Raw genomic sequence first — 18,671 nt, 5'->3', positions numbered from 1 at the left:
TTTAACATAGGAGTTACTTATTTGAATAGTTTGTCTTCTCTTCTCCTTCTCGCTCAGCTTTATTCGTATTTACTGCGTAGGAAACAGAGTATGCTATAAACACACCATACAATATAAAGATGCATATCGTCGTCACAATTGTTTCTTTCGGTAAATGGAGCGCACTTTTAATAGCAGGCGCTAGTAACCCCACTCCGAAAAATAGTAACGCCCACCAAAATAGACCATAAATCATCCCTGGAAGAATTCCTTCAAACTTTGCCAAAAACGCTTTATACAAAAAGGCAATTAAAATCGAAAGTAGTGCCATACAAACAATTCCTAACACATTGCCCCATATCCCTTCTTTCCAGCTTCCAAAGGCAAATGGTAATAGTAAATAATTCGGTCCCACTTCTGTAAATGAAAATATATGAAGGAAATACCATATCCCTCCCCAAAAGAGTCCACCAAATAAACCAATTTGCACAAAATTCCTTGTTCCTAATTGTTCTTGACTCACATCGACACCTCCGCTTAATAGTATGCCCGAAACTATTTTGAACCATGTTTAAATACTGCGAAATTTGTCTATAAAAAGAATAAGAAATGTCCGACTCTCGTAACATTTTCCCTTGTCATCTACTTGTATTTGTCGATAAAATAAAGGAAACTCGGTGATTGTCTTATTTCAAAATGACAGAACCCAGTATGACAATTGCCTCTTTTTCTACATAAGAGAGAAACAAATACAGGTTGGTGTTAACATGGCAGAAGAGTCAAAACAAATATATGGCGGGCAAGCAGTCATAGAAGGAGTTATGTTTGGCGGTAGAGAATATACTGTTACAGCGGTTCGTCGTAAAGATAAATCGATTGAATTTTATCGTTTACCACGCGTTCGTAATAAAGCATTATCTATCCTAAAAAAAATTCCATTTTTACGAGGGATTGCCGCTATTGTGGATGCAAGTGCGAACGGGGCAAAACATTTAAACTTTGCTTCAGAACGATTTGATGTCCACCCAGAAGAAGACGAACAAATTGCAAATAAAAAAGAAGAACAATCGAAATTAACGATGGTATTAGGAGTTGCAGCAGTTGGCGTTTTATCTTTCATATTCGGTAAAGTCATTTTCACAGCAGTTCCTGCACTACTAGCTGAATTAACGAGACCAATTTTCCCATCTCATACAGGGCAAATCATTGTCGAAAGTGTCATTAAGCTCATGCTATTATTGAGCTATATATACTTTATTTCTTTAACTCCACTTATTAAGCGGGTATTTCAGTACCATGGTGCGGAGCATAAAGTGATCAATGCTTATGAGAATAACCTTCCATTGACTGTTGAAAATGTTCAAAAACAAACCCGCCTCCATTATAGATGTGGTAGTAGCTTTATTATATTTACAGTCATTATTGGAATGTTTGTTTATTTCCTCGTCCCTACAGATCCACTTTGGGCAAGGGTAGTAAACCGAATTTTATTAATTCCAGTCGTTCTCGGCATTTCGTTTGAAGTATTACAATTTACGAATCGATTACGAGATGTTCCTGTATTGCGTGTACTTGGCTATCCAGGATTATGGCTGCAACTATTAACAACGAAAGAACCAACAGATGATCAAGTGGAAGTAGCCATTGCATCGTTTGAAGAATTATTACGTTTAGAAAACAAACAATAATTATTTAAAAATGGTGTTCAACTCCTTTCCTCATCGTTAATATACTAATTTCAATATATGTTTTTAGGAGGTGTTCCTTATGAACGGTCGTTCGTTTACATTCGCTATATTTGTGCTTATTATCGGATTAGCAATATTCGGCCTTGTTTCATCTGTTATCACAAACCCAATGGGTGTATTAAGAAATATCGGGTACATGTTACTTGTTGTCGGTATCTTTTATTTGCTATACAAGATGTTTACAAATTCTAGTGGTTCTGCAAATTCGCAAAGCTCATATAAGCGCGCTGCCAAACAATCGAACCGCAAACATGGGAAACAAAATGTAGCACCCCTAAGCAATTCTTTCTTTAAGTCAAATGCTTCTAATGACAAGGGCAAAAAAGGGAATTCTTCTACTTTGAAACGAAAAAGAAAACAATCTCATTTAACTGTCATTGAAGGTAAGAAAAGCAAAAAGAAAGACCGTGCTTCCTTTTAGGAAATACGGTCTTTTTCAATTGAAACAAAAAAGGAAACGCCATAGGGTCCCCTTAATTACTTTTCTCTTCATTTGCTTTTTGAACACCACGAAGTGTGTCTACTCGAACTTCATCTTGTTCAAAGTATTGTACTAAATCACCAATGCGGTCAATGGCTTCCCAACTTAAATGATGTTCAATTCCTTCTACATCATTATAAATCTTACTTTCATCCACACCGATAATACGCATAAATTGCTCGAGCAAGTCATGACGATATACGAGACGTTCTCCGATTTTTTTACCTTTTGATGTTAATACAAGCCCTCTATATTTTTCATAAATTAGATATTCATCTTTGTCTAATTTTTGCACCATTTTTGTTACAGAGGATGGATGTACACTAAGCGCTTCAGCAATATCAGATACGCGGGCATAACCCTTTTCATCAATCAACAAATAAATTTGTTCAATATAATCTTCCATACTAGGGGTAGGCATCGGTTTCCTCCATCCAATTTCATTTTGCTTATTCCGTACGAAGCAATCAATAAAATGATACACCAGAAAGAATAACGTGACAAGGTGAAAACGAGCCCAAATCTACAAAAGAGAAAAGAACCTGCTTTCAAATACAAGTTCCTTTTACGTAAAATATTGAATTTCTGCGTTCGAAAAAAAGTGTTGAATATACCCTCTAATCGTTTCTTCTAATACTTCTGCATCATCTTTTTTATAGACGTATTTCCCAATGCCATATCGTCCCCATTTATATTTCCGCTTCTCTTCATCCATTTCAAGCCTCGTATTTGGATAACGCTCTTGAATGACCTTTTTTGCTGGTTTTGTAAAGCGATGTTGAATTAGTTCAAATGTTAAATTCGGTATCGATAAATCTTTTAACGCATTGTACAGTCGCTCAAATAGTTCACGATATCCTTCTTCCCATCCTTCATGCATATAAAGTGGCGCAACTATAAAGCCAAGTGGATAACCCGTGCCTGCTACTTTACGAGCAGCTTCAATTCTCTCTTCAAACGGTGATGTCCCTGGCTCAAAATTTTTAATTACATACCGTGAATTAATACTAAACCTGAAACGAGTTTTCCCGTTATGTTTTGCATCTAACAAATGATCAACGTGCGAATATTTCGTAACGAAACGTAAACGCCCATGCTCACTTTCTCCAATAAATTCGATCGCCCGCTTTAATGCGTGTGTTAAATGATCAATCCCAACGATATCTGATGTACAAGCAGCTTCAAATCTTGTGATTTCAGGTGCTCTTTCATCCATATATTGCTTTGCTTTCTCAAATATTTCATCAAGATTAACATACACACGAACGTAAGGTTTACTCCCAAGCGTCGTTTGCAAATAACAATAATGACAATGTCCCATGCACCCTGTTGCGAGCGGGATTGCATATTCAGCTGACGGTTTTGATGTATCAAACTTTAATGTCTTCCTCACCCCAACAACAAGTGTCGCCTTTGCATTACGATATTTTTGCAAATCATTTTCGCCTGGCAAATTTCTAATTTGATTATGTGATGTCGTTTCACGGATTTCTAATCCCATTTTCGTAAACTTCTCATAAAGTTCTTTTCCAAGTGGATATTCAAGCGCCTTCGGTTCAAAGTAAACAAGCTTTGGCATAAATGGTTTCATATGCTTCCCCTCCTCTCGTTAGTATGGGAAACAAAGAAAAATTAACACAGATTAAAGTTTTCCACGTTTTAACAGCCTTTCAAAAGGCTGTTTTTCTTCTGTCTAATTTTACAAATTGAAAAATTTCATAAAGAAAATAAGAAAAATGCAAAATAATTAAAGTTAATTGTTGACGTGATGCTTTTATTATCGGTATCATAAATCTTCGTGAGCAATTATTTTTCGTTATACGATTTTTTTATTATTACTGAATTTTTGAGAGGAGAAATTAGATGTCAGTTAAGAAGAAAACGCAAGTACGCACCGGCAAAATGGTACGTGAACTAATGTTAGCAGACGAAGATGTAAATGCTTCGCTAATTATGGTATATAGTGAAAACGGTGTAAACGCAGAAATTAAAATCGAGGGCTTAACGCCGAAATGTAACGAAGAATTATTTTTGAGCGGAAACGTGGATTGGAACAAGAGTGTTATTTATAAAATTGTTGATTTCACTGGAAACGCTGAAGTTGGTAAAGTTACATTAACAGCAATGAACAAAAACAATGTTTCTCTAGAAATAGAACGCGTTATGTGGAGTAAAGAAAATAAAGAGGCTGCTGAGCAAGAAGAAGCACCTGTAGAAGTAGCGCCGAAAAAAGAAGTAGTTGTAGAAGCTCCAAAAGCAGTTACACCTGCTCCAAAGCCTGTTACGCGTGTAGAAGCACCTGTTGCAATACCTAGGCCTACTCCGGTATCAACGCCGAAGCCAGTAAGTGTGGAAGCAGCTGTAGAATTATCTACTCCAGCACCTGTGAAAAAAGAAGTACCGACTCCAGTTACAAAGCAAGAGACAGCACCGGTTACTCCTGCAAAACCGAAGCAGCCTGCTTTGACTGAAACAAACTCAAAACTACAAGAAAATTATGTGAAACTCGTGAAAAAGACAATTGAAGTTTGTCAAGATTACGAGCTTGGCATCGACATAGATGATTCTATCGAAAGCTTAAAAGAAGAACTACAAAGCCAAGGTATTAGCGTTACATTCGACAAAGAAATTATGGACGTTGTAAATCGCCTTCGTTCTTTACAAGATAAAGGAATCAAAGTAGAAAAAGTACTTAATTTACTATAAAAAAATAAGAGGTGGCAATCGCCACCTCTTATTTTTTATAATTCCATTCAACACTTTCATACTTTTCTTTCGCTAACGTTTGAACTTCATGTAACTGTTCTTCTGTTAATTCATACGGAACAAGCTCTACATCTAATCCTTTTTCAAACCCAACCTCAAACGCTTTTATTAATTGTTCGATCGTAAAAGTACGGTCTGTCAATTCATTAATTGCTACCGCTTTTGAAGAGAACATACTCTTCATACGTTCTTTTACACGTTCATTCGGGAATAAAAATAGGTCGTATAATTCGTTTAAATCTATTTCTAACGGAATCGATCCATGCTGTAAAATAACACCTTTTTGACGTGTTTGAGCACTACCTGCGATTTTTCTTCCCTCTACTACGATTTCATACCAAGATGGTGCATCAAAACATACGCCTGAGCGTGGATTTTTTAAATTTTCACGATCCGCTTCTGTTTTCGGAACTGCGTAATACGCTTCTAATCCTAACGCTTTAAAACCATCTAATAAACCTTGCGAAATAACACGATACGCTTCTGTAACTGTTTTAGGCATATTCGGGTGATCTTCAGACACAATAACACTGTATGTTAATTCTTTATCGTGTAATACACCCCTACCACCTGTTTGACGACGAACGAATCCATATTTCTTTTCATTAACTATATCCATATTAATATCTTTTTCAACACGCTGGAAATACCCGACTGTTAATGTTGGTACTTCCCATTCATAAAAACGAATTGTTGGTTGCATTTTCTTTTCACTTTGCCAATTTAATAAACATTCATCTAACGCCATATTAAATGCTGGTGAACATTGACCAGAGTTAATATAACACCATTTTTCTTTTCCCATCCTGCACCTCATATAACCAATTATTTTTCACATTCTCTAGTCTACCAAATTCGACAAAGTTTGTGAAAGAATACGAAATTTCTTCGTATATACAAATGAATCTGTTGCATAAATACATATGGGCATTATAATATTGAAAGTAGGATAAGAAAAAAGGGAGCGATAGAACCGTGTCAACAACTTGGATCATTTTATTAGCCGTAATCGTAGCGTTCATCGGCTACACTGTATGGATGTATTTCTATCAGAAAAAATTAATTAAAACTCTTACAGAAGAAGAATTTCGCGCTGGCTACCGTAAAGCTCAGCTTATCGATATTCGCGAAGCAGACGAATATAACGCAGGGCACATTTTAGGTGCACGTAACATTCCGTTATCACAAATTCGACTTCGTCACAAAGAACTTCGTCAAGATCAACCTGTTTACTTATACTGCCAAAGCGGATTCCGTACAGGTCGTGCAGCTCAATACTTAAAAAAACAAGGCTACAAAGATTTCTACCAATTACAAGGTGGATTCAAATCGTGGACTGGAAAAATTAAAAAGAAATAATAACATACAAAAACTAGCTGAGTGATTCAGCTAGTTTTTTCATTCCATATTATTTGCAATGTATAATAAATTTTTCTTAATCACATCTTTATCATTCTCTTGTGCATTACGATACAGAAGCTGATATTCAAGTCCTTTCTCTTTCCATATAAGCGCAGCAAATTCGTCTCCTCGCTCGGAGTCATCCTTATTTTTAAAATAAGCGAATGCTCCATTATTCAATTTCAATTGTTCTTGAAATCGTTTCTCTTCCACAAGATCCGGAAAACTATAAGGAAAGTTCGCAACATTTAACTCAATATACTCATTTCTACCAGGATCCTGCTGTTTATATTTAATCATTACGACAGCATTCTTTTTTCCAATCGTTCTGACTTCTCCCTTCACATCACTCGTAATGTCATACGGTAAAAACGCCGGAACTTTAAATTTCACTGGAAAATATTTCGAAAGCTCCTTCAGCGGAATTGGATCCGTAACACGATCCATAGCCCCACCTGTTGTCCCCACAAAGTTTTTTTCTTCTTGCATCGTTTGCTGAAACGAACATGAACTTAGCACTAGACTAGAAAACACGAAACAAATGATTCCTTTTTTCAATTTGTTTCCGTCCTTTCCTACCGCTCTCTTAACGAATGAAGCGTTTATATGCTCTTCATATTCGCTTCATTCGCAAACTCCTCCTTTGAATACTTTCCACGTTATTCTCACACATTTTGACAAAACTTCTTTTATAGACGCAAAAAAGACCCCTATCATTCTCACGCCCAAATAAAAAGGTTACGCGAATAACAGAAGTCATATTTATAACATAGTTTGTGAAAAGCTTTTCAGGTCAAGATTTTTTCATTCTTATTATTTTCCCTTTATAATAAGAGCAAGAGGTGATACATATGGCCAATATAAAACAAATTGCAAAAACCGCTGGTGTATCCATATCAACTGTTTCTCGCGTCCTTAATAATCACCCTTACGTAAAGGAAGAAAAACGTAAGCGTGTTTTAGAGGCTGTTGAAGAATTGAACTATGCCAAAAATATAAATGCTATTCATTTAATAAAGGGTAAAACATATACAATCGGTGTTATGCTCCCTTTTATTAACCTCCCATACTTCAGTACCATTATTGAAGGAATCGGAAACGAAGCATTAGCAGCTGGATATCACATTAATTTATGCCAAACAAATTACGATAGTATTGAAGAAATTCGCGTTCTTGAAATGATGAAAATGAAACAATTCGACGGGATGATTATTTGTTCTCAAACGAGTTCATGGGAACAAATTGAACCTTTCGCCAAATTTGCCCCTATTATTTCATGTGAAAAAATGAACCACCCCCTCATTTCATCTGTCTATGTAGATCATTATGAAGGCTTCCGTCTCGGTACTTCCTATTTACTCAGTAAAGGCCATGAAAAAATCGGGATTTGTTTAGCAAGAAAAACAAGTGCAAATTCTATGGAGCGTGAAAAAGCATTTGCTGATACACTTCGTAAAGAAGGTAAAACGGTACATCCTGATTGGATTTTTCATCAATGTTATACGATGCAAGATGGTGCAAAAATACTTCATCGTATTTTAAAGATGAAAAATCGTCCAACCGCTATTTTCACAGCGAATGATCAAGTTGCCGCCGGTTTACTAACAGAGGCTAAAAAACATGGCATTCAAGTACCCGAAGACCTCGCTATTCTTGGATTTGATAATCATGAAATTTCAAAGGCGTTAGACATTTCGACTATTGAACATCCTGGTCTCACGATGGGATCACGCGCTTTCACCTTATTCCATAAACAGATGCAAGACGAACAAATAACCGGAAGCTCAGAAGAACTTTCATTCCATTTAATTGAGCGGAGAACAGTCTAAAAAGGAGCGTTAACGATAACGCTCCTTTTTCAGACTTTCACCTATTGACTTTACATTTTCCATCTCATATAATAAACCTAACGAACGGTAGGTAGGGGATGAAAATGACAGCAAATCGCATTAAAGCTGTAGCACTTTCTCATTTCGCACGCTACGGCTACGAGGGAACTTCATTAGCAAATATTGCTCAAGAAGTCGGGATTAAAAAACCATCAATTTACGCACACTTTAAAGGAAAAGAAGAGCTATATTTTATATGCTTAGAATCTGCTCTTCAAAAAGATTTACAGAGCTTCACAGGCGATATAGAAAAGTTTTCAAATTCGTCTACTGAAGAGTTGCTCTTACAGTTACTAAAGGGCTATGCAAAACGATTTGGTGAAAGTGAAGAATCAATGTTTTGGTTACGAACTTCTTATTTTCCGCCTGATGCATTTCGCGAACAAATTATTAATAAAGCAAATGTACACATTGAAAACGTCGGAAAACTTTTATTCCCTGTATTTAAAAGAGCAAGCGAACAAGATGAGTTGCATAACATTGAAGTAAAAGACGCCTTAGAGGCTTTTCTATGCTTACTTGACGGTCTTATGGTTGAACTACTATACGCAGGTTTAAATCGTTTTGAGACACGTTTAGACGCTTCTTGGAAAGTATTTTGGCGTGGACTTTCAAACTGACGGATTGCTCCTTTGCAATGCGTCGTTTTTAAGCCCTTTACCTAACGACTGGTAGGAAGGAGAAATGACATATGGCATGGATTTATGTAATCTTAGCTGGTATTATTGAAATCTTTTGGGTAATTGGATTAAAACACGCGGAGGCTCCACTTGAATGGGCTGGTGTTGCGTTATTAATTACAATTAGTTTCGTCTTATTATTTAGAGCTTATAAAGATTTACCTGTTGGTACTGTATACGCAGTCTTCACTGGAATTGGAGCTGGTGGAATCGTTCTTACAGAAATTTTCGTTTTCGGAGAGCCATTCTCTATCGTAAAAGTATTATTAATTGGTTTAATCTTCTTCGGCGTAATTGGTTTAAAACGAGTAACAGAAGAAAAAGAAGCGAAGGAGGCCGCATAAAATGGCTTGGGTATTTTTAATTCTAGCTGGTATTTGTGAAATTATTGGTGTACTCTTTATGAAAGTAGCCACTGAAAAGAAAGGCTGGGCACCAAAAGTTATTTTAATCGCTAACTTCGGCGTAAGCTTCTTCTTCTTATCCCTTGCGATGAACACATTACCGATGGGAACTGCTTACGCGATTTGGACTGGAATCGGAACTGCCGGAAGTGCACTTCTAGGCATCCTTATTTTCCGCGAATCAGCGGATTGGCGTCGTCTTGCTTTCTTAAGCTGCATTCTATGCGGCGCTGTTGGCTTAAAACTATTAAGCTAACGTGAGGTGAATGTCATGTGGAAAGAAAAAGGAAAGCAAATGTTAGCATGGATCACACTTGGTATCGCCATTCTATTACAAATAAGTTTTCATATAATAGAATGGTTGTTTCATAAACTGGTAGCCATTCTCACATTCCTTCCTAACATGACACTTGAAATCATATCAATCGTTTGGTCCATCATTGCCTCCATTGCAATCATCATTATATGGAGTATCGCCATTCTATGGAATAAGTTATTTAAAAAGGACAGTTCTTCTGAAAAAGAGTAACTGTCCTTTTTTGTATTCATTCAGATTTTCTATAAAAGTTAGATGTGATAAGACAAAACAGACCAACTATGGCAATACTTATACCAACCTCTTTATGTAAACTTGGAAATAGCGGTGGTATATTCGAGTAAACATTTGCTAATATGAGACCGATTGAAAATAAAAGTACCCCTATTCTATATAACCATTTTCTTTTGCTCATCCTTCTCCCTCCTAAAATTTTTCATACACTCCTTTCTTTTGGACATACTACCTAAAAAAGGAGTGGATAATATGCAAAATTCTATACATAAGCAGATCCTATTTTTATTTTTCCTCTTTCTTATTCTCGTTATCGTTTTCAGCTTTATATTACATACTCCGAAAGATGTTGTACCGGGTAGCCTCTCTGTTTATAAACTTTTACTTTCATATTGTCGTTATTGAAGAAGGTGCCTTTTATAGGGCACCTTTTAAAATTCTCTCTTCTCATACAATTTCACTGAAACGAAGACAGATGCTATGAACATACATATTGAACCAATGAATAACAAGCTACTATATAATTGAATTTGTTCCAAGTTGATTTGAAACAAAGCTTCTAAAACAACTATCGGTGCCATGAATATTACTATCGTAATAAAAATAGTTTTCTTATACCCTAACCAAAAGGATATTGGTAAAACAAAACTTAAATACACTAAAATAAAGCTAATACTAGCAACCATTGTCGTTTCAATAAATTCAAATAGGTTAACCTCATTCTTCATCCCCATCGCGAAACAACCGACCGTTACGCTTATAAAAAGAATAATAATTGCTACTATATATTTTGCAAACACAATTTGTTTTCTCAATACTGGTAAACTATTTACTATGACTTCACTCTCATTTTTACTATCTACTTCAAATGTTTTTACTGTTGCCCCAATTGTAATAATTACCGACATAATTATGAACAGATTCTCCGTATCTGTTAAGGCCATATAAAAGAAAACAGGATACAGTATGTACCAAATTAAAAATTTCCATTGAATGATGAAATCTTTTAAAATTAGTTGTTTCAACGCTATTCCCCCCTCACAAATCACGCTCATTGTACAGATTAATTGAGAGTAACATAGACATGATAGATAAAAGAAACAACCCTGCTATAAAACAAATATTTACGACTAGACTTGTGCTCCAAGCATTCTCTACATCTAACCACACATTATTTACAATCATTCCACTTAAATATCCCAATGCAAGTCCGGCGAAAGGAGCAATTTGTTTTGCACTACTATATCCTACTGAAAATTCAATCGGGAGTACGATCATAGTATAAACCACCCCTCCCGTTATTCCGCCAAGGATCGCTGCCCATAGCATAAATACAGTGGTATTTTCATTTTGCAATTGGATTAAACTAACAGTAAAAGGAAAAGCTCCGCCTAAAGCGACTAAAATACTTGCAAATATGTATTTTGCTATGACAATTTCTTTACGCTGAAGCGGTAAACTGTTTATTATCATTTCACTTTTATTTTTATTCTCATAATTCATTGACTGCATCATTCCAAGAACAGGTATAAACATGCTAAATGTCATCAGAAAACTATCACTGCGAAAATCAACAATAGCGAGAAAAAACAAACATATAAGATAAGCAAAGCCTAACTTTCTTTGTAACATCATATCTTTTAAGACTAGTTGCTTGACCATGTATTACACCCCCTATTATGAAAAGAGCCTCTTCTATAAATCACGCGCTCCATACATTTTAATTGTAAGAAACATAGAAGCGATATAAATACCAACTAATGTAATGCATCCAGCTATAAATACACCAATATGCATAGGGTTCATAATCCACTCAATGAATGAAGGTGTTGTTTCATTCAGCCCATCACTAATAAATATCCAAAGTATCCCCCCTACTCCTACTGAGGCTGCTGACACTATACTTCTTACTACCTTTGATTTTGTACCATAATAACTAGGGAAAAATGTGACAACCAAAAATATGGCGTAAACAACTCCATTTATTACTTCATACCATGAAATCTCAATATACAAATTAGGATAGTGTGCACCAATAACAGCGATACCTCTTATAAGAAAAGCAACCAACATAGTAGAGAACATACCAACTACAATAAATATTGCACTGGAAATATATCTAGCAATAATGATATCCTTTCTGCTTAAAGGTAAACTATTAATCATAATGTCACTTGTATTCCGTTCATCTACTACGACTAATATCGTAACTGAGGAAAGAGTTATAAATACACAACTCATAGGAAATAGCACTTCACCACTAGGTTCAAATAAAAAGAATATACAAGGTATTATAAGATACACGAACCATATCCCCCGAAAAAAAAAACAAATCTTTATATATGAGCTGTCGCATAGGCACCTCTTCCTTTCGCGGTATAAACGATAATATCATCTAATGTAGGCTTTTCTATTACAACCTCATTTCCAAACCAATCTATAATTGCTTGTTTATCCTTCGCTAAACCTTCGAAACCAAACTTATTTTTTCGTAATCCAACAAATAGTTCTTTTCCTTCTCGATCCAATAAATCATTACTTCCTTTTACGATTACGTAGTTCTCCATTAATTCATCTTTCTCACCAGTAAATATAATCTCTCCATCATTGATGAACGTAATATAATCTGCAATACGTTCTAAGTCTGTTGTAATGTGCGTTGAGAATAGTACAGATACTTCATCTTCCATTACAATTTCTTGCAACATATCAAGTAATTCACTTCGAACAACTGGATCTAATCCTGCTGTCGGTTCATCCATAATGATAAACTCTGCATGGTGTGAAAGCGCGATGGCAATTGCAAACTTCATTTTCATCCCTTTAGATAGCTCTTTAATCTTTTTATACTTTGGGACTTGCAATCTCTGCATATACGATTGATACTGCTTTTCGTCCCATTTTTTATATAACGGTGCAATAATGCGTTTCATTTGTTCACACGTTAAATCTTCGTAATAATGATTTTCATCATATACAAAACCGATATTTTGTTTTATTTCCTTTTCGGCTTTCTTATTGTCTTTGCCAAAAATTTTTATATCGCCACTATCTTTTCTAATTAAATTCATAATCATTTTGATTGTCGTGCTTTTCCCGGCCCCATTCGGTCCGACAAATCCCATAATATATCCACGTGGTAATGTAAAACTTATATTTTTCACTGCAAAATCTTCATAACTTTTACAAACGTTTTTTAGCTCTAACATCCCTTATTCCCCCTCGTATAAACACGCAATCATCTGTTGTAATTCTTCAAGCGACAGCTGCAACACTTTACTTTCTTTCACAATTTCTTCAGCTTTATTTTCTAATAGACGTAGCCGCTGTTCTTTTAGTAGTTCATTATTTTTGCGTGAAACATAAGTCCCCTTCCCAGCGACCGTTTCTATATATCCTTCTTTTTCAAGCTCTTCATACGCACGCTTCGTTGTAATTACACTAATTTGTAATTCCTTCGCTAAGCTACGAATAGACGGTAATTGGTCTCCACCCTTTAAACTACCATTTAAAATAAGCTGGCTTAATTGTTTTCTTATTTGCACATAAATAGGGTCTTGGGAAGAATTCGAAATAATAATATTCATGTTTTCCTCCAGTGTGTATATACTGTATATATCTTATATACACAGTATATACACACCATCCTATTTTTGGCAAGAAAAAAAGACCAACATTTTCCTGTTGGTCTTTCGTATATGTATCACTTTTCAAAGCGATCTAACATCTCGTCTCTCATTCCGAAACTCACTACCGCAATTCCTATATACATAAACAGAAGGAATGCCGGATGAACTGTGTTGTACCAGCTGCTATCAACAATTAAATATATCGTTAATGCTACAACAAGAACAAACGCTAAGATAAACATATAAAAGTGTCTTGAACTACCCATGATAAACTCCTCTCTTCTCACTTCACCATTCAACAGTATATTTTATCGAATAATTCGATATGACTCAAGGTTAACTTTCAGTTATGTAATCAAGTTCCACCTTTATGATGTCCTCACATGCTATTGAAATGATTGTTCCTTGCTTATCAATCGCGGTCACTTCTCTATTATCCATTACACGATGCGCTACTCTTTCTAGTACTTTTCCTTGGTCTCGATAACAAAATTCTTTTACATCTTTAATCGTTTTTCCGTTTTCTAAATGGTATATCATTCTATAACACCGATATCCCACAATTTCACCCCCAAGCTTGCTCGTTTTTTCACATATAAATAAAAATGAGTCATTCCTATCTCATTACATCTTCTTAATTTCAATAAAATTCTAACAAAAATAAATACTTTTATCAAACCGACTTTTTCAACAAAACCACCTATAAAACTACATCTTTACAGCAATATGAAACAAAAAAATTAAATTTTTAACATTTCCTTCACTATTTCTGCACAAATTCTCCAAACAAAAAAAGAACCCGCATGTAGCGAGTTCTTTTTTATTCTCATCAAACTTGTACAGGAGCTAGCTTTTCATAACGTAAAACTGGTTTACGTGCAGCCATTGTTTCGTCTAAACGTTTAATGACTGTCGTATGCGGTGCTTCTTGTACAACTTCTGGATTTTCTTCTACTTCTTTAGCGATTTGAATCATCTTATCAATGAAACCATCTAATGTTTCTTTTGATTCTGTTTCTGTTGGCTCAATCATAATACATTCTTCCACGTTTAATGGGAAGTAAATTGTTGGTGGATGGTAACCGAAATCAAGCAGACGTTTTGCAATATCTAGTGTACGTACACCAAGTTTCTTTTGACGACGACCTGATAATACAAATTCATGCTTACAATGTCTATCGAACGGAAGATCATAGAACGGAGCTAATCTTCTCATCATATAGTTTGCATTTAATACAGCATACTCCGTTACTGCACGTAATCCATCTGGACCCATAGAACGAATATATGTGTACGCACGAACGTTAATTCCGAAGTTACCATAGAATGGTTTCACACGCCCAATTGCTTCTGGACGATCGTAGTTGAAGTGATAACCATTTTCTGTTTTCTCTAAAATTGGTTTTGGTAAGTAAGGAATTAAATCAGCTTTCACACCTACCGGACCAGAACCTGGGCCACCGCCGCCGTGAGGACCTGTAAATGTTTTATGAAGGTTTAAATGCACAACGTCAAATCCCATATCTCCTGGGCGTGCTTGGCTTAATACTGCATTTAAGTTTGCACCATCATAGTATAATTTACCGCCTGCGTTATGGACAATTTCTGCCATTTCTAAAATATTTTCTTCGAATAGGCCTAATGTATTAGGATTTGTTAACATAAGTGCCGCTGTTTCTTCGTTTACAACACGTTTTAAATCTTCTAAGTCAACAAGACCATTTTCATTTGATTTTACTGTAATTGTTTCAAAACCAGCTACAGTTGCAGATGCTGGATTCGTTCCGTGAGCAGAGTCAGGAACAATTACTTTCGTACGGTTAAAGTCACCATTTGCTTCATGGTATGCACGAATTAACATTAAGCCTGTCCATTCTCCGTGCGCACCAGCTGCTGGTTGTAAAGTAACAGTATCCATACCGGTAATTTCAATTAAATGCTCTTGCAAGTCGTACATTAATTCCATTGCACCTTGCACTGTTTTTTCATCTTGAAGTGGATGAATATTTGCAAATCCTGCAAAACGAGCTACGTTTTCGTTAATTTTCGGATTATATTTCATCGTACAAGATCCAAGTGGATAGAAGCCAGAATCAACACCGTGGTTACGGTTTGAAAGTGCTGTATAGTGGCGCATAATGTCAAGTTCAGATACTTCTGGTAGCTCAGCATCTTCTACTCGAATATAATCGCTCTCGAACACATCTTCTAGTTTCACTTCTTCTACATCTAATTTGGGTAAGCTATATCCTACGCGTCCTTCTTTACTCACTTCAAAGATAAGTGCTTGGTCTTGGTTCTTCATTGGATAGCCCCCATTTCGTTTACAAGTGTGTCAATTTCCTCTTTTGTACGAAGCTCTGTTACTGCTACAAGCATATGGTTTTCATACTCTTTATAATCACGGCCTAGGTCGTAACCACCGATAATATTCTTTTGGATTAATGCATCGTTTACTTCTTTTACTGGACGTTTGCAATCTACAACGAACTCATTGAAGAATGGCCCAGCAAATGTTACAGTGAAGCCTTTCGCTTCGAATTGACGTTTTGCGTATTGTGCTTTAGAAATATTTTGACGCGCCATTTCTTTCACACCTTGTTTTCCAAGTGCCGTCATTGCAACTGATGCTGCTAATGCATTTAACGCTTGGTTTGAACAAATGTTTGACGTCGCTTTATCACGGCGAATATGCTGTTCGCGCGCTTGTAACGTTAATACAAATCCACGTTTACCATCTGAATCTACAGTTTGTCCAACAAGACGTCCTGGAATTTTACGCATAAATGCTTTCGTTGTTGCAAAGTAACCACAGTGTGGTCCACCAAACTGCGTTGGAATACCAAATGGTTGTGCATCACCGATTACAATATCAGCACCAAATTTTCCTGGTGGTGTTAATGCGCCTAATGATAATGGATTTGAAGAAACGATAAATAATGATTTTTGTTGGTGAACGATTTTTTCAATATCAGCTAATTTTTCAACTTGTCCGAAGAAGTTTGGATATTGAACGATTACACAAGCAACTGTATCGTCTACTTCACTTTGTAATACGTCTAAATCTGTTACACCATCTTTATGATTAATTTCAACAACTTCTAAATGTTGACCTTTTGCGTATGTTTCAAGTACTGCTCTTGATTCCGGGTGCACGGCACTAGATACAAGAATTTTCTTTTTACGAGTATGGCCAGCTGCCAGCATTGCTGCTTCAGCTAAAGCTGTACCTCCGTCATACATAGAAGAGTTCGCTACGTCCATTCCTGTTAATTCACAAATCATCGTTTGGAATTCAAAAATTGCTTGTAATTCCCCTTGTGAAATTTCTGGTTGGTATGGCGTGTAAGCTGTATAAAATTCTGAACGAGAAATCACATGATCAACAATTACTGGAGCGTAATGATCGTATACACCTGCTCCTAAGAAAGAAGCGTATTCTTTTAAATTCGCATTTTTGCTAGCCATTTGAGATAACTCTTTTAAAAGCTCTGGCTCTGATTTTGCTTCTTTAATTTTTAATTCCCCTTTAAAACGAACACTCTCTGGAATATCAGAGAATAACTCATCGATCGTTTGAACGCCGATCGTTTGTAACATTTCTTTTTTGTCTTCTTCTGTCATTGGAAGATAACGATGCAACATGAAATCTACCCCTCTCCCCGTTACTTTGAACGTTTATAAAATGGTGTTGGAACAACTACTGCTTTGACGCGTTTATTACGAATTTCAATTTCTACTTCTGTATCAACTGCTGCGTATTTTACATCAATTAGTGCTAAACCAATGCTTTTCTTTAACGTTGGAGATTGTGTACCACTCGTTACTTCCCCGATTTTTTCTTCTCCAATAAATACAGGGTAATGCGTACGAGGAATACCGCGTTCGATTACTTCGATGCCGACTAATTTACGAGATGCACCGTTTTCTTTTTGCTCTTTTAGCGTTTCTTTTCCAAAGAAGTCTGCTTCTTTATTTGTTTTTACCGCAAAGCCAATTCCAGCTTCAATCGGTGTAATATCTTTCGATAATTCTTGACCATAAAGTGGTAATGTTGCTTCGAAGCGAAGTGTATCACGAGCACCTAAACCACATGCTTTTAAGCCTTCTTCTGCTCCCACTTCAAGAAGTTTCTCCCAAAGTTTTGCAGCATCTTCACTCTTACAGTAAATTTCAAATCCATCTTCACCTGTGTAACCCGTACGAGATACAAGTGCAGGAATTCCATCTACAAGAATATCGTTTTTAAATTTAAAGAACTTAATTTCTTTCAAATCTTCTGACACAACTTTTTGTAAAATGCCTTCTGCTTTTGGTCCTTGAATTGCAAGCTGTGCAACTTCACTAGAAACATTGACTACTGTCGCATCGCCAATAACATGACTTGCTAACCATTCGTAATCTTTCTCGATATTTGATGCATTGATTACTAATAAATAGTCTTCTTCACCACGTTTGTAGATTAATAAATCATCTACTGTACCACCATTTTCGTAGCACATAGCTGTATATTGTGCGCCCCCTACCTTTAAGGTAGATACGTCATTTGTAACAACACGTTGTAAAAATGCTAAACTATCTACACCCTTTACTTCAACTTCTCCCATATGAGATACATCGAACAAACCTGCCGCTGTACGTACAGCTTCATGCTCTTCTTTAATGCTTGAAAATTGAACTGGTAATTCCCAACCACCGAAGTCGATTGTTTTCCCACCATACTTAGCGTATACATCAAATAACGGTGTACGTTGTAATGTAATCATGCTCTCTCCCCCTTATGCTCTGACAAATCAATAAAAGTTGTTTCCCTTACCTAAACATTTTCATTCTGAAAAGATAGGATATACGGAATCTCATTATATTTTTTTATGAAAGCGTAAATAAAAAATCACTTTCTTGGATAAAATACGAAAGATTCCACACATTTCACACCATTATCCTAACATCATTCGCTATATTTCATCAATATTCTAGCATAAAAAATAATTTAGAATTTTTTACACTTAAACTTATTAAATACAGCTTTTAAGATTTAATACGTTATTATTGTCTGTCATATCGCCTTTAATAACGATAATCATGCCTTTTTTCAAGGCGAATCATCATACACTTAAAAATAATTTCTTTAGTTTATAAAAGGT

Annotated in this window: 24 protein-coding genes and 1 pseudogene; 9 read left to right on the top strand and 16 right to left on the bottom strand. The window is 35.9% G+C overall.

Annotation, left to right across the window (positions count from 1 at the left end):
* Positions 1 to 13: 13 nt before the first annotated feature.
* Complete coding sequence (locus tag DN410_RS16050) at positions 14 to 502, bottom strand: YqhR family membrane protein (RefSeq protein WP_149177233.1); 489 nt, start codon at positions 500 to 502, stop codon at positions 14 to 16.
* Positions 503 to 746: 244 nt separating this feature from the next.
* Between DN410_RS16050 and DN410_RS16045 the strand changes: the two genes are divergently transcribed.
* Positions 747 to 1,667: a DUF1385 domain-containing protein gene (locus DN410_RS16045; RefSeq protein WP_149177232.1), complete on the top strand. Its 921-nt coding sequence runs from the start codon at positions 747 to 749 to the stop codon at positions 1,665 to 1,667.
* Between the two features lie 79 nt (positions 1,668 to 1,746).
* Positions 1,747 to 2,148, top strand: a complete 402-nt coding sequence (locus DN410_RS16040) for an SA1362 family protein (RefSeq protein WP_149177231.1) — start codon at positions 1,747 to 1,749, stop codon at positions 2,146 to 2,148.
* A gap of 52 nt (positions 2,149 to 2,200) precedes the next feature.
* Here the strand turns inward: DN410_RS16040 and mntR are convergent, their stop codons facing one another.
* Together mntR and splB are read right to left on the bottom strand one after the other, a co-directional pair.
* Positions 2,201 to 2,629: a transcriptional regulator MntR gene (gene mntR / locus DN410_RS16035; protein ID WP_088230954.1), complete on the bottom strand. Its 429-nt coding sequence runs from the start codon at positions 2,627 to 2,629 to the stop codon at positions 2,201 to 2,203.
* Positions 2,630 to 2,773: 144 nt separating this feature from the next.
* Positions 2,774 to 3,799, bottom strand: a complete 1,026-nt coding sequence (gene splB / locus DN410_RS16030) for a spore photoproduct lyase (protein WP_149177230.1) — start codon at positions 3,797 to 3,799, stop codon at positions 2,774 to 2,776.
* A gap of 272 nt (positions 3,800 to 4,071) precedes the next feature.
* Between splB and DN410_RS16025 the strand changes: the two genes are divergently transcribed.
* Complete coding sequence (locus tag DN410_RS16025) at positions 4,072 to 4,914, top strand: hypothetical protein (protein ID WP_149177229.1); 843 nt, start codon at positions 4,072 to 4,074, stop codon at positions 4,912 to 4,914.
* A gap of 28 nt (positions 4,915 to 4,942) precedes the next feature.
* Here DN410_RS16025 and DN410_RS16020 read toward each other — a convergent pair whose 3' ends face one another.
* Positions 4,943 to 5,779: a lipoate--protein ligase family protein gene (locus tag DN410_RS16020; RefSeq protein ID WP_149177228.1), complete on the bottom strand. Its 837-nt coding sequence runs from the start codon at positions 5,777 to 5,779 to the stop codon at positions 4,943 to 4,945.
* Positions 5,780 to 5,949: 170 nt separating this feature from the next.
* Here DN410_RS16020 and DN410_RS16015 point away from each other — a divergent pair, with 170 nt between their 5' ends.
* Positions 5,950 to 6,333: a rhodanese-like domain-containing protein gene (locus DN410_RS16015; protein ID WP_000108653.1), complete on the top strand. Its 384-nt coding sequence runs from the start codon at positions 5,950 to 5,952 to the stop codon at positions 6,331 to 6,333.
* A 39-nt stretch (positions 6,334 to 6,372) separates the two neighbouring features.
* On the opposite strand, the gene DN410_RS16010 is transcribed toward DN410_RS16015, so the two are convergent.
* Positions 6,373 to 6,909 (bottom strand): DNA polymerase III subunit delta, encoded by a 537-nt coding sequence (locus DN410_RS16010; RefSeq protein ID WP_149177590.1) that lies wholly within the window; start codon positions 6,907 to 6,909, stop codon positions 6,373 to 6,375.
* Between the two features lie 317 nt (positions 6,910 to 7,226).
* On the opposite strand from DN410_RS16010, the gene DN410_RS16005 reads away from it, so the two are divergent.
* From DN410_RS16005 to DN410_RS15985, 5 genes are all read left to right on the top strand, one after another.
* A complete protein-coding gene (locus tag DN410_RS16005; protein WP_149177227.1) occupies positions 7,227 to 8,204 on the top strand; it encodes a LacI family DNA-binding transcriptional regulator in 978 nt (325 codons plus the stop codon).
* 98 nt (positions 8,205 to 8,302) lie between these two features.
* Entirely contained in the window at positions 8,303 to 8,884 is a 582-nt protein-coding gene (locus tag DN410_RS16000) for a TetR/AcrR family transcriptional regulator (RefSeq protein ID WP_003267456.1), read from the top strand.
* 71 nt (positions 8,885 to 8,955) lie between these two features.
* Positions 8,956 to 9,288 carry a DMT family transporter gene (locus DN410_RS15995; protein ID WP_000312349.1) on the top strand — a complete coding sequence of 111 codons (333 nt, stop codon included), beginning with the start codon at positions 8,956 to 8,958 and terminating at the stop codon, positions 9,286 to 9,288.
* A gap of 1 nt (position 9,289) precedes the next feature.
* Positions 9,290 to 9,604 (top strand): DMT family transporter, encoded by a 315-nt coding sequence (locus DN410_RS15990; RefSeq protein WP_000312623.1) that lies wholly within the window; start codon positions 9,290 to 9,292, stop codon positions 9,602 to 9,604.
* Positions 9,605 to 9,619: 15 nt separating this feature from the next.
* Positions 9,620 to 9,877, top strand: coding sequence for a DUF3975 family protein (locus tag DN410_RS15985; protein WP_149177226.1), 258 nt, complete (start codon positions 9,620 to 9,622; stop codon positions 9,875 to 9,877).
* A gap of 16 nt (positions 9,878 to 9,893) precedes the next feature.
* Here DN410_RS15985 and DN410_RS15980 read toward each other — a convergent pair whose 3' ends face one another.
* From DN410_RS15980 to gcvT, 11 genes and pseudogenes are all read right to left on the bottom strand, one after another.
* Positions 9,894 to 10,079 carry a hypothetical protein gene (locus tag DN410_RS15980; protein ID WP_149177225.1) on the bottom strand — a complete coding sequence of 62 codons (186 nt, stop codon included), beginning with the start codon at positions 10,077 to 10,079 and terminating at the stop codon, positions 9,894 to 9,896.
* A 250-nt stretch (positions 10,080 to 10,329) separates the two neighbouring features.
* Complete coding sequence (locus DN410_RS15975) at positions 10,330 to 10,923, bottom strand: ABC-2 transporter permease (RefSeq protein ID WP_149177224.1); 594 nt, start codon at positions 10,921 to 10,923, stop codon at positions 10,330 to 10,332.
* 13 nt (positions 10,924 to 10,936) lie between these two features.
* Complete coding sequence (locus DN410_RS15970; protein WP_149177223.1) at positions 10,937 to 11,560, bottom strand: ABC-2 transporter permease; 624 nt, start codon at positions 11,558 to 11,560, stop codon at positions 10,937 to 10,939.
* 33 nt (positions 11,561 to 11,593) lie between these two features.
* Positions 11,594 to 12,254 (bottom strand): annotated as a pseudogene (locus tag DN410_RS15965) (ABC-2 transporter permease).
* Positions 12,235 to 13,107 (bottom strand): ABC transporter ATP-binding protein, encoded by an 873-nt coding sequence (locus DN410_RS15960; RefSeq protein WP_149177222.1) that lies wholly within the window; start codon positions 13,105 to 13,107, stop codon positions 12,235 to 12,237. The pseudogene DN410_RS15965 and the gene DN410_RS15960 overlap by 20 nt, the downstream one beginning before the upstream one ends.
* Before the next feature lie 3 nt (positions 13,108 to 13,110).
* On the bottom strand, positions 13,111 to 13,485 hold the full coding sequence (locus tag DN410_RS15955) for a GntR family transcriptional regulator (RefSeq protein WP_149177221.1): 375 nt from the start codon (positions 13,483 to 13,485) through the stop codon (positions 13,111 to 13,113).
* A gap of 116 nt (positions 13,486 to 13,601) precedes the next feature.
* Complete coding sequence (locus DN410_RS15950) at positions 13,602 to 13,793, bottom strand: hypothetical protein (RefSeq protein WP_149177220.1); 192 nt, start codon at positions 13,791 to 13,793, stop codon at positions 13,602 to 13,604.
* A gap of 70 nt (positions 13,794 to 13,863) precedes the next feature.
* A complete protein-coding gene (locus DN410_RS15945; RefSeq protein WP_000639159.1) occupies positions 13,864 to 14,067 on the bottom strand; it encodes a DUF3929 family protein in 204 nt (67 codons plus the stop codon).
* Between the two features lie 289 nt (positions 14,068 to 14,356).
* Entirely contained in the window at positions 14,357 to 15,832 is a 1,476-nt protein-coding gene (gcvPB, locus tag DN410_RS15935) for an aminomethyl-transferring glycine dehydrogenase subunit 2 (protein ID WP_088230939.1), read from the bottom strand.
* Positions 15,829 to 17,172, bottom strand: coding sequence for an aminomethyl-transferring glycine dehydrogenase subunit 1 (gene gcvPA / locus DN410_RS15930; RefSeq protein WP_149177218.1), 1,344 nt, complete (start codon positions 17,170 to 17,172; stop codon positions 15,829 to 15,831). Before gcvPA ends, gcvPB begins: the two co-directional genes overlap by 4 nt.
* 20 nt (positions 17,173 to 17,192) lie before the next feature.
* Entirely contained in the window at positions 17,193 to 18,293 is a 1,101-nt protein-coding gene (gene gcvT, locus DN410_RS15925; protein WP_149177217.1) for a glycine cleavage system aminomethyltransferase GcvT, read from the bottom strand.
* Between the last annotated feature and the right edge of the window lie 378 nt (positions 18,294 to 18,671).

It is taken from the genome of Bacillus sp. SH5-2, from assembly GCF_008368905.1.
GTDB classification, from domain to species: Bacteria; Bacillota; Bacilli; order Bacillales; family Bacillaceae_G; genus Bacillus_A; species Bacillus_A luti.
Note: the sequence above shows the minus strand (reverse complement) of the source record. Positions and strands in the feature narration are given on the sequence as shown.

What these genes read in the sequence shown, in the direction of transcription:
- DN410_RS16020 (WP_149177228.1), bottom strand. Translation starts at nt 5,779, where the DNA reads ATGGGAAAAGAAAAATGGTGTTATATTAACTCTGGTCAATGTTCACCA.
- DN410_RS16005 (WP_149177227.1), top strand. Translation starts at nt 7,227, where the DNA reads ATGGCCAATATAAAACAAATTGCAAAAACCGCTGGTGTATCCATATCA.
- DN410_RS16040 (WP_149177231.1), top strand. Translation starts at nt 1,747, where the DNA reads ATGAACGGTCGTTCGTTTACATTCGCTATATTTGTGCTTATTATCGGA.
- DN410_RS15945 (WP_000639159.1), bottom strand. Translation starts at nt 14,067, where the DNA reads ATGATATACCATTTAGAAAACGGAAAAACGATTAAAGATGTAAAAGAA.
- mntR (WP_088230954.1), bottom strand. Translation starts at nt 2,629, where the DNA reads ATGCCTACCCCTAGTATGGAAGATTATATTGAACAAATTTATTTGTTG.
- DN410_RS15955 (WP_149177221.1), bottom strand. Translation starts at nt 13,485, where the DNA reads ATGAATATTATTATTTCGAATTCTTCCCAAGACCCTATTTATGTGCAA.
- DN410_RS16045 (WP_149177232.1), top strand. Translation starts at nt 747, where the DNA reads ATGGCAGAAGAGTCAAAACAAATATATGGCGGGCAAGCAGTCATAGAA.
- splB (WP_149177230.1), bottom strand. Translation starts at nt 3,799, where the DNA reads ATGAAACCATTTATGCCAAAGCTTGTTTACTTTGAACCGAAGGCGCTT.
- gcvT (WP_149177217.1), bottom strand. Translation starts at nt 18,293, where the DNA reads ATGATTACATTACAACGTACACCGTTATTTGATGTATACGCTAAGTAT.
- DN410_RS16000 (WP_003267456.1), top strand. Translation starts at nt 8,303, where the DNA reads ATGAAAATGACAGCAAATCGCATTAAAGCTGTAGCACTTTCTCATTTC.
- DN410_RS15980 (WP_149177225.1), bottom strand. Translation starts at nt 10,079, where the DNA reads ATGAGCAAAAGAAAATGGTTATATAGAATAGGGGTACTTTTATTTTCA.
- DN410_RS15995 (WP_000312349.1), top strand. Translation starts at nt 8,956, where the DNA reads ATGGCATGGATTTATGTAATCTTAGCTGGTATTATTGAAATCTTTTGG.
- DN410_RS15950 (WP_149177220.1), bottom strand. Translation starts at nt 13,793, where the DNA reads ATGGGTAGTTCAAGACACTTTTATATGTTTATCTTAGCGTTTGTTCTT.
- DN410_RS16025 (WP_149177229.1), top strand. Translation starts at nt 4,072, where the DNA reads ATGTCAGTTAAGAAGAAAACGCAAGTACGCACCGGCAAAATGGTACGT.
- gcvPA (WP_149177218.1), bottom strand. Translation starts at nt 17,172, where the DNA reads ATGTTGCATCGTTATCTTCCAATGACAGAAGAAGACAAAAAAGAAATG.
- gcvPB (WP_088230939.1), bottom strand. Translation starts at nt 15,832, where the DNA reads ATGAAGAACCAAGACCAAGCACTTATCTTTGAAGTGAGTAAAGAAGGA.
- DN410_RS15960 (WP_149177222.1), bottom strand. Translation starts at nt 13,107, where the DNA reads ATGTTAGAGCTAAAAAACGTTTGTAAAAGTTATGAAGATTTTGCAGTG.
- DN410_RS15970 (WP_149177223.1), bottom strand. Translation starts at nt 11,560, where the DNA reads ATGGTCAAGCAACTAGTCTTAAAAGATATGATGTTACAAAGAAAGTTA.
- DN410_RS15985 (WP_149177226.1), top strand. Translation starts at nt 9,620, where the DNA reads ATGTGGAAAGAAAAAGGAAAGCAAATGTTAGCATGGATCACACTTGGT.
- DN410_RS15990 (WP_000312623.1), top strand. Translation starts at nt 9,290, where the DNA reads ATGGCTTGGGTATTTTTAATTCTAGCTGGTATTTGTGAAATTATTGGT.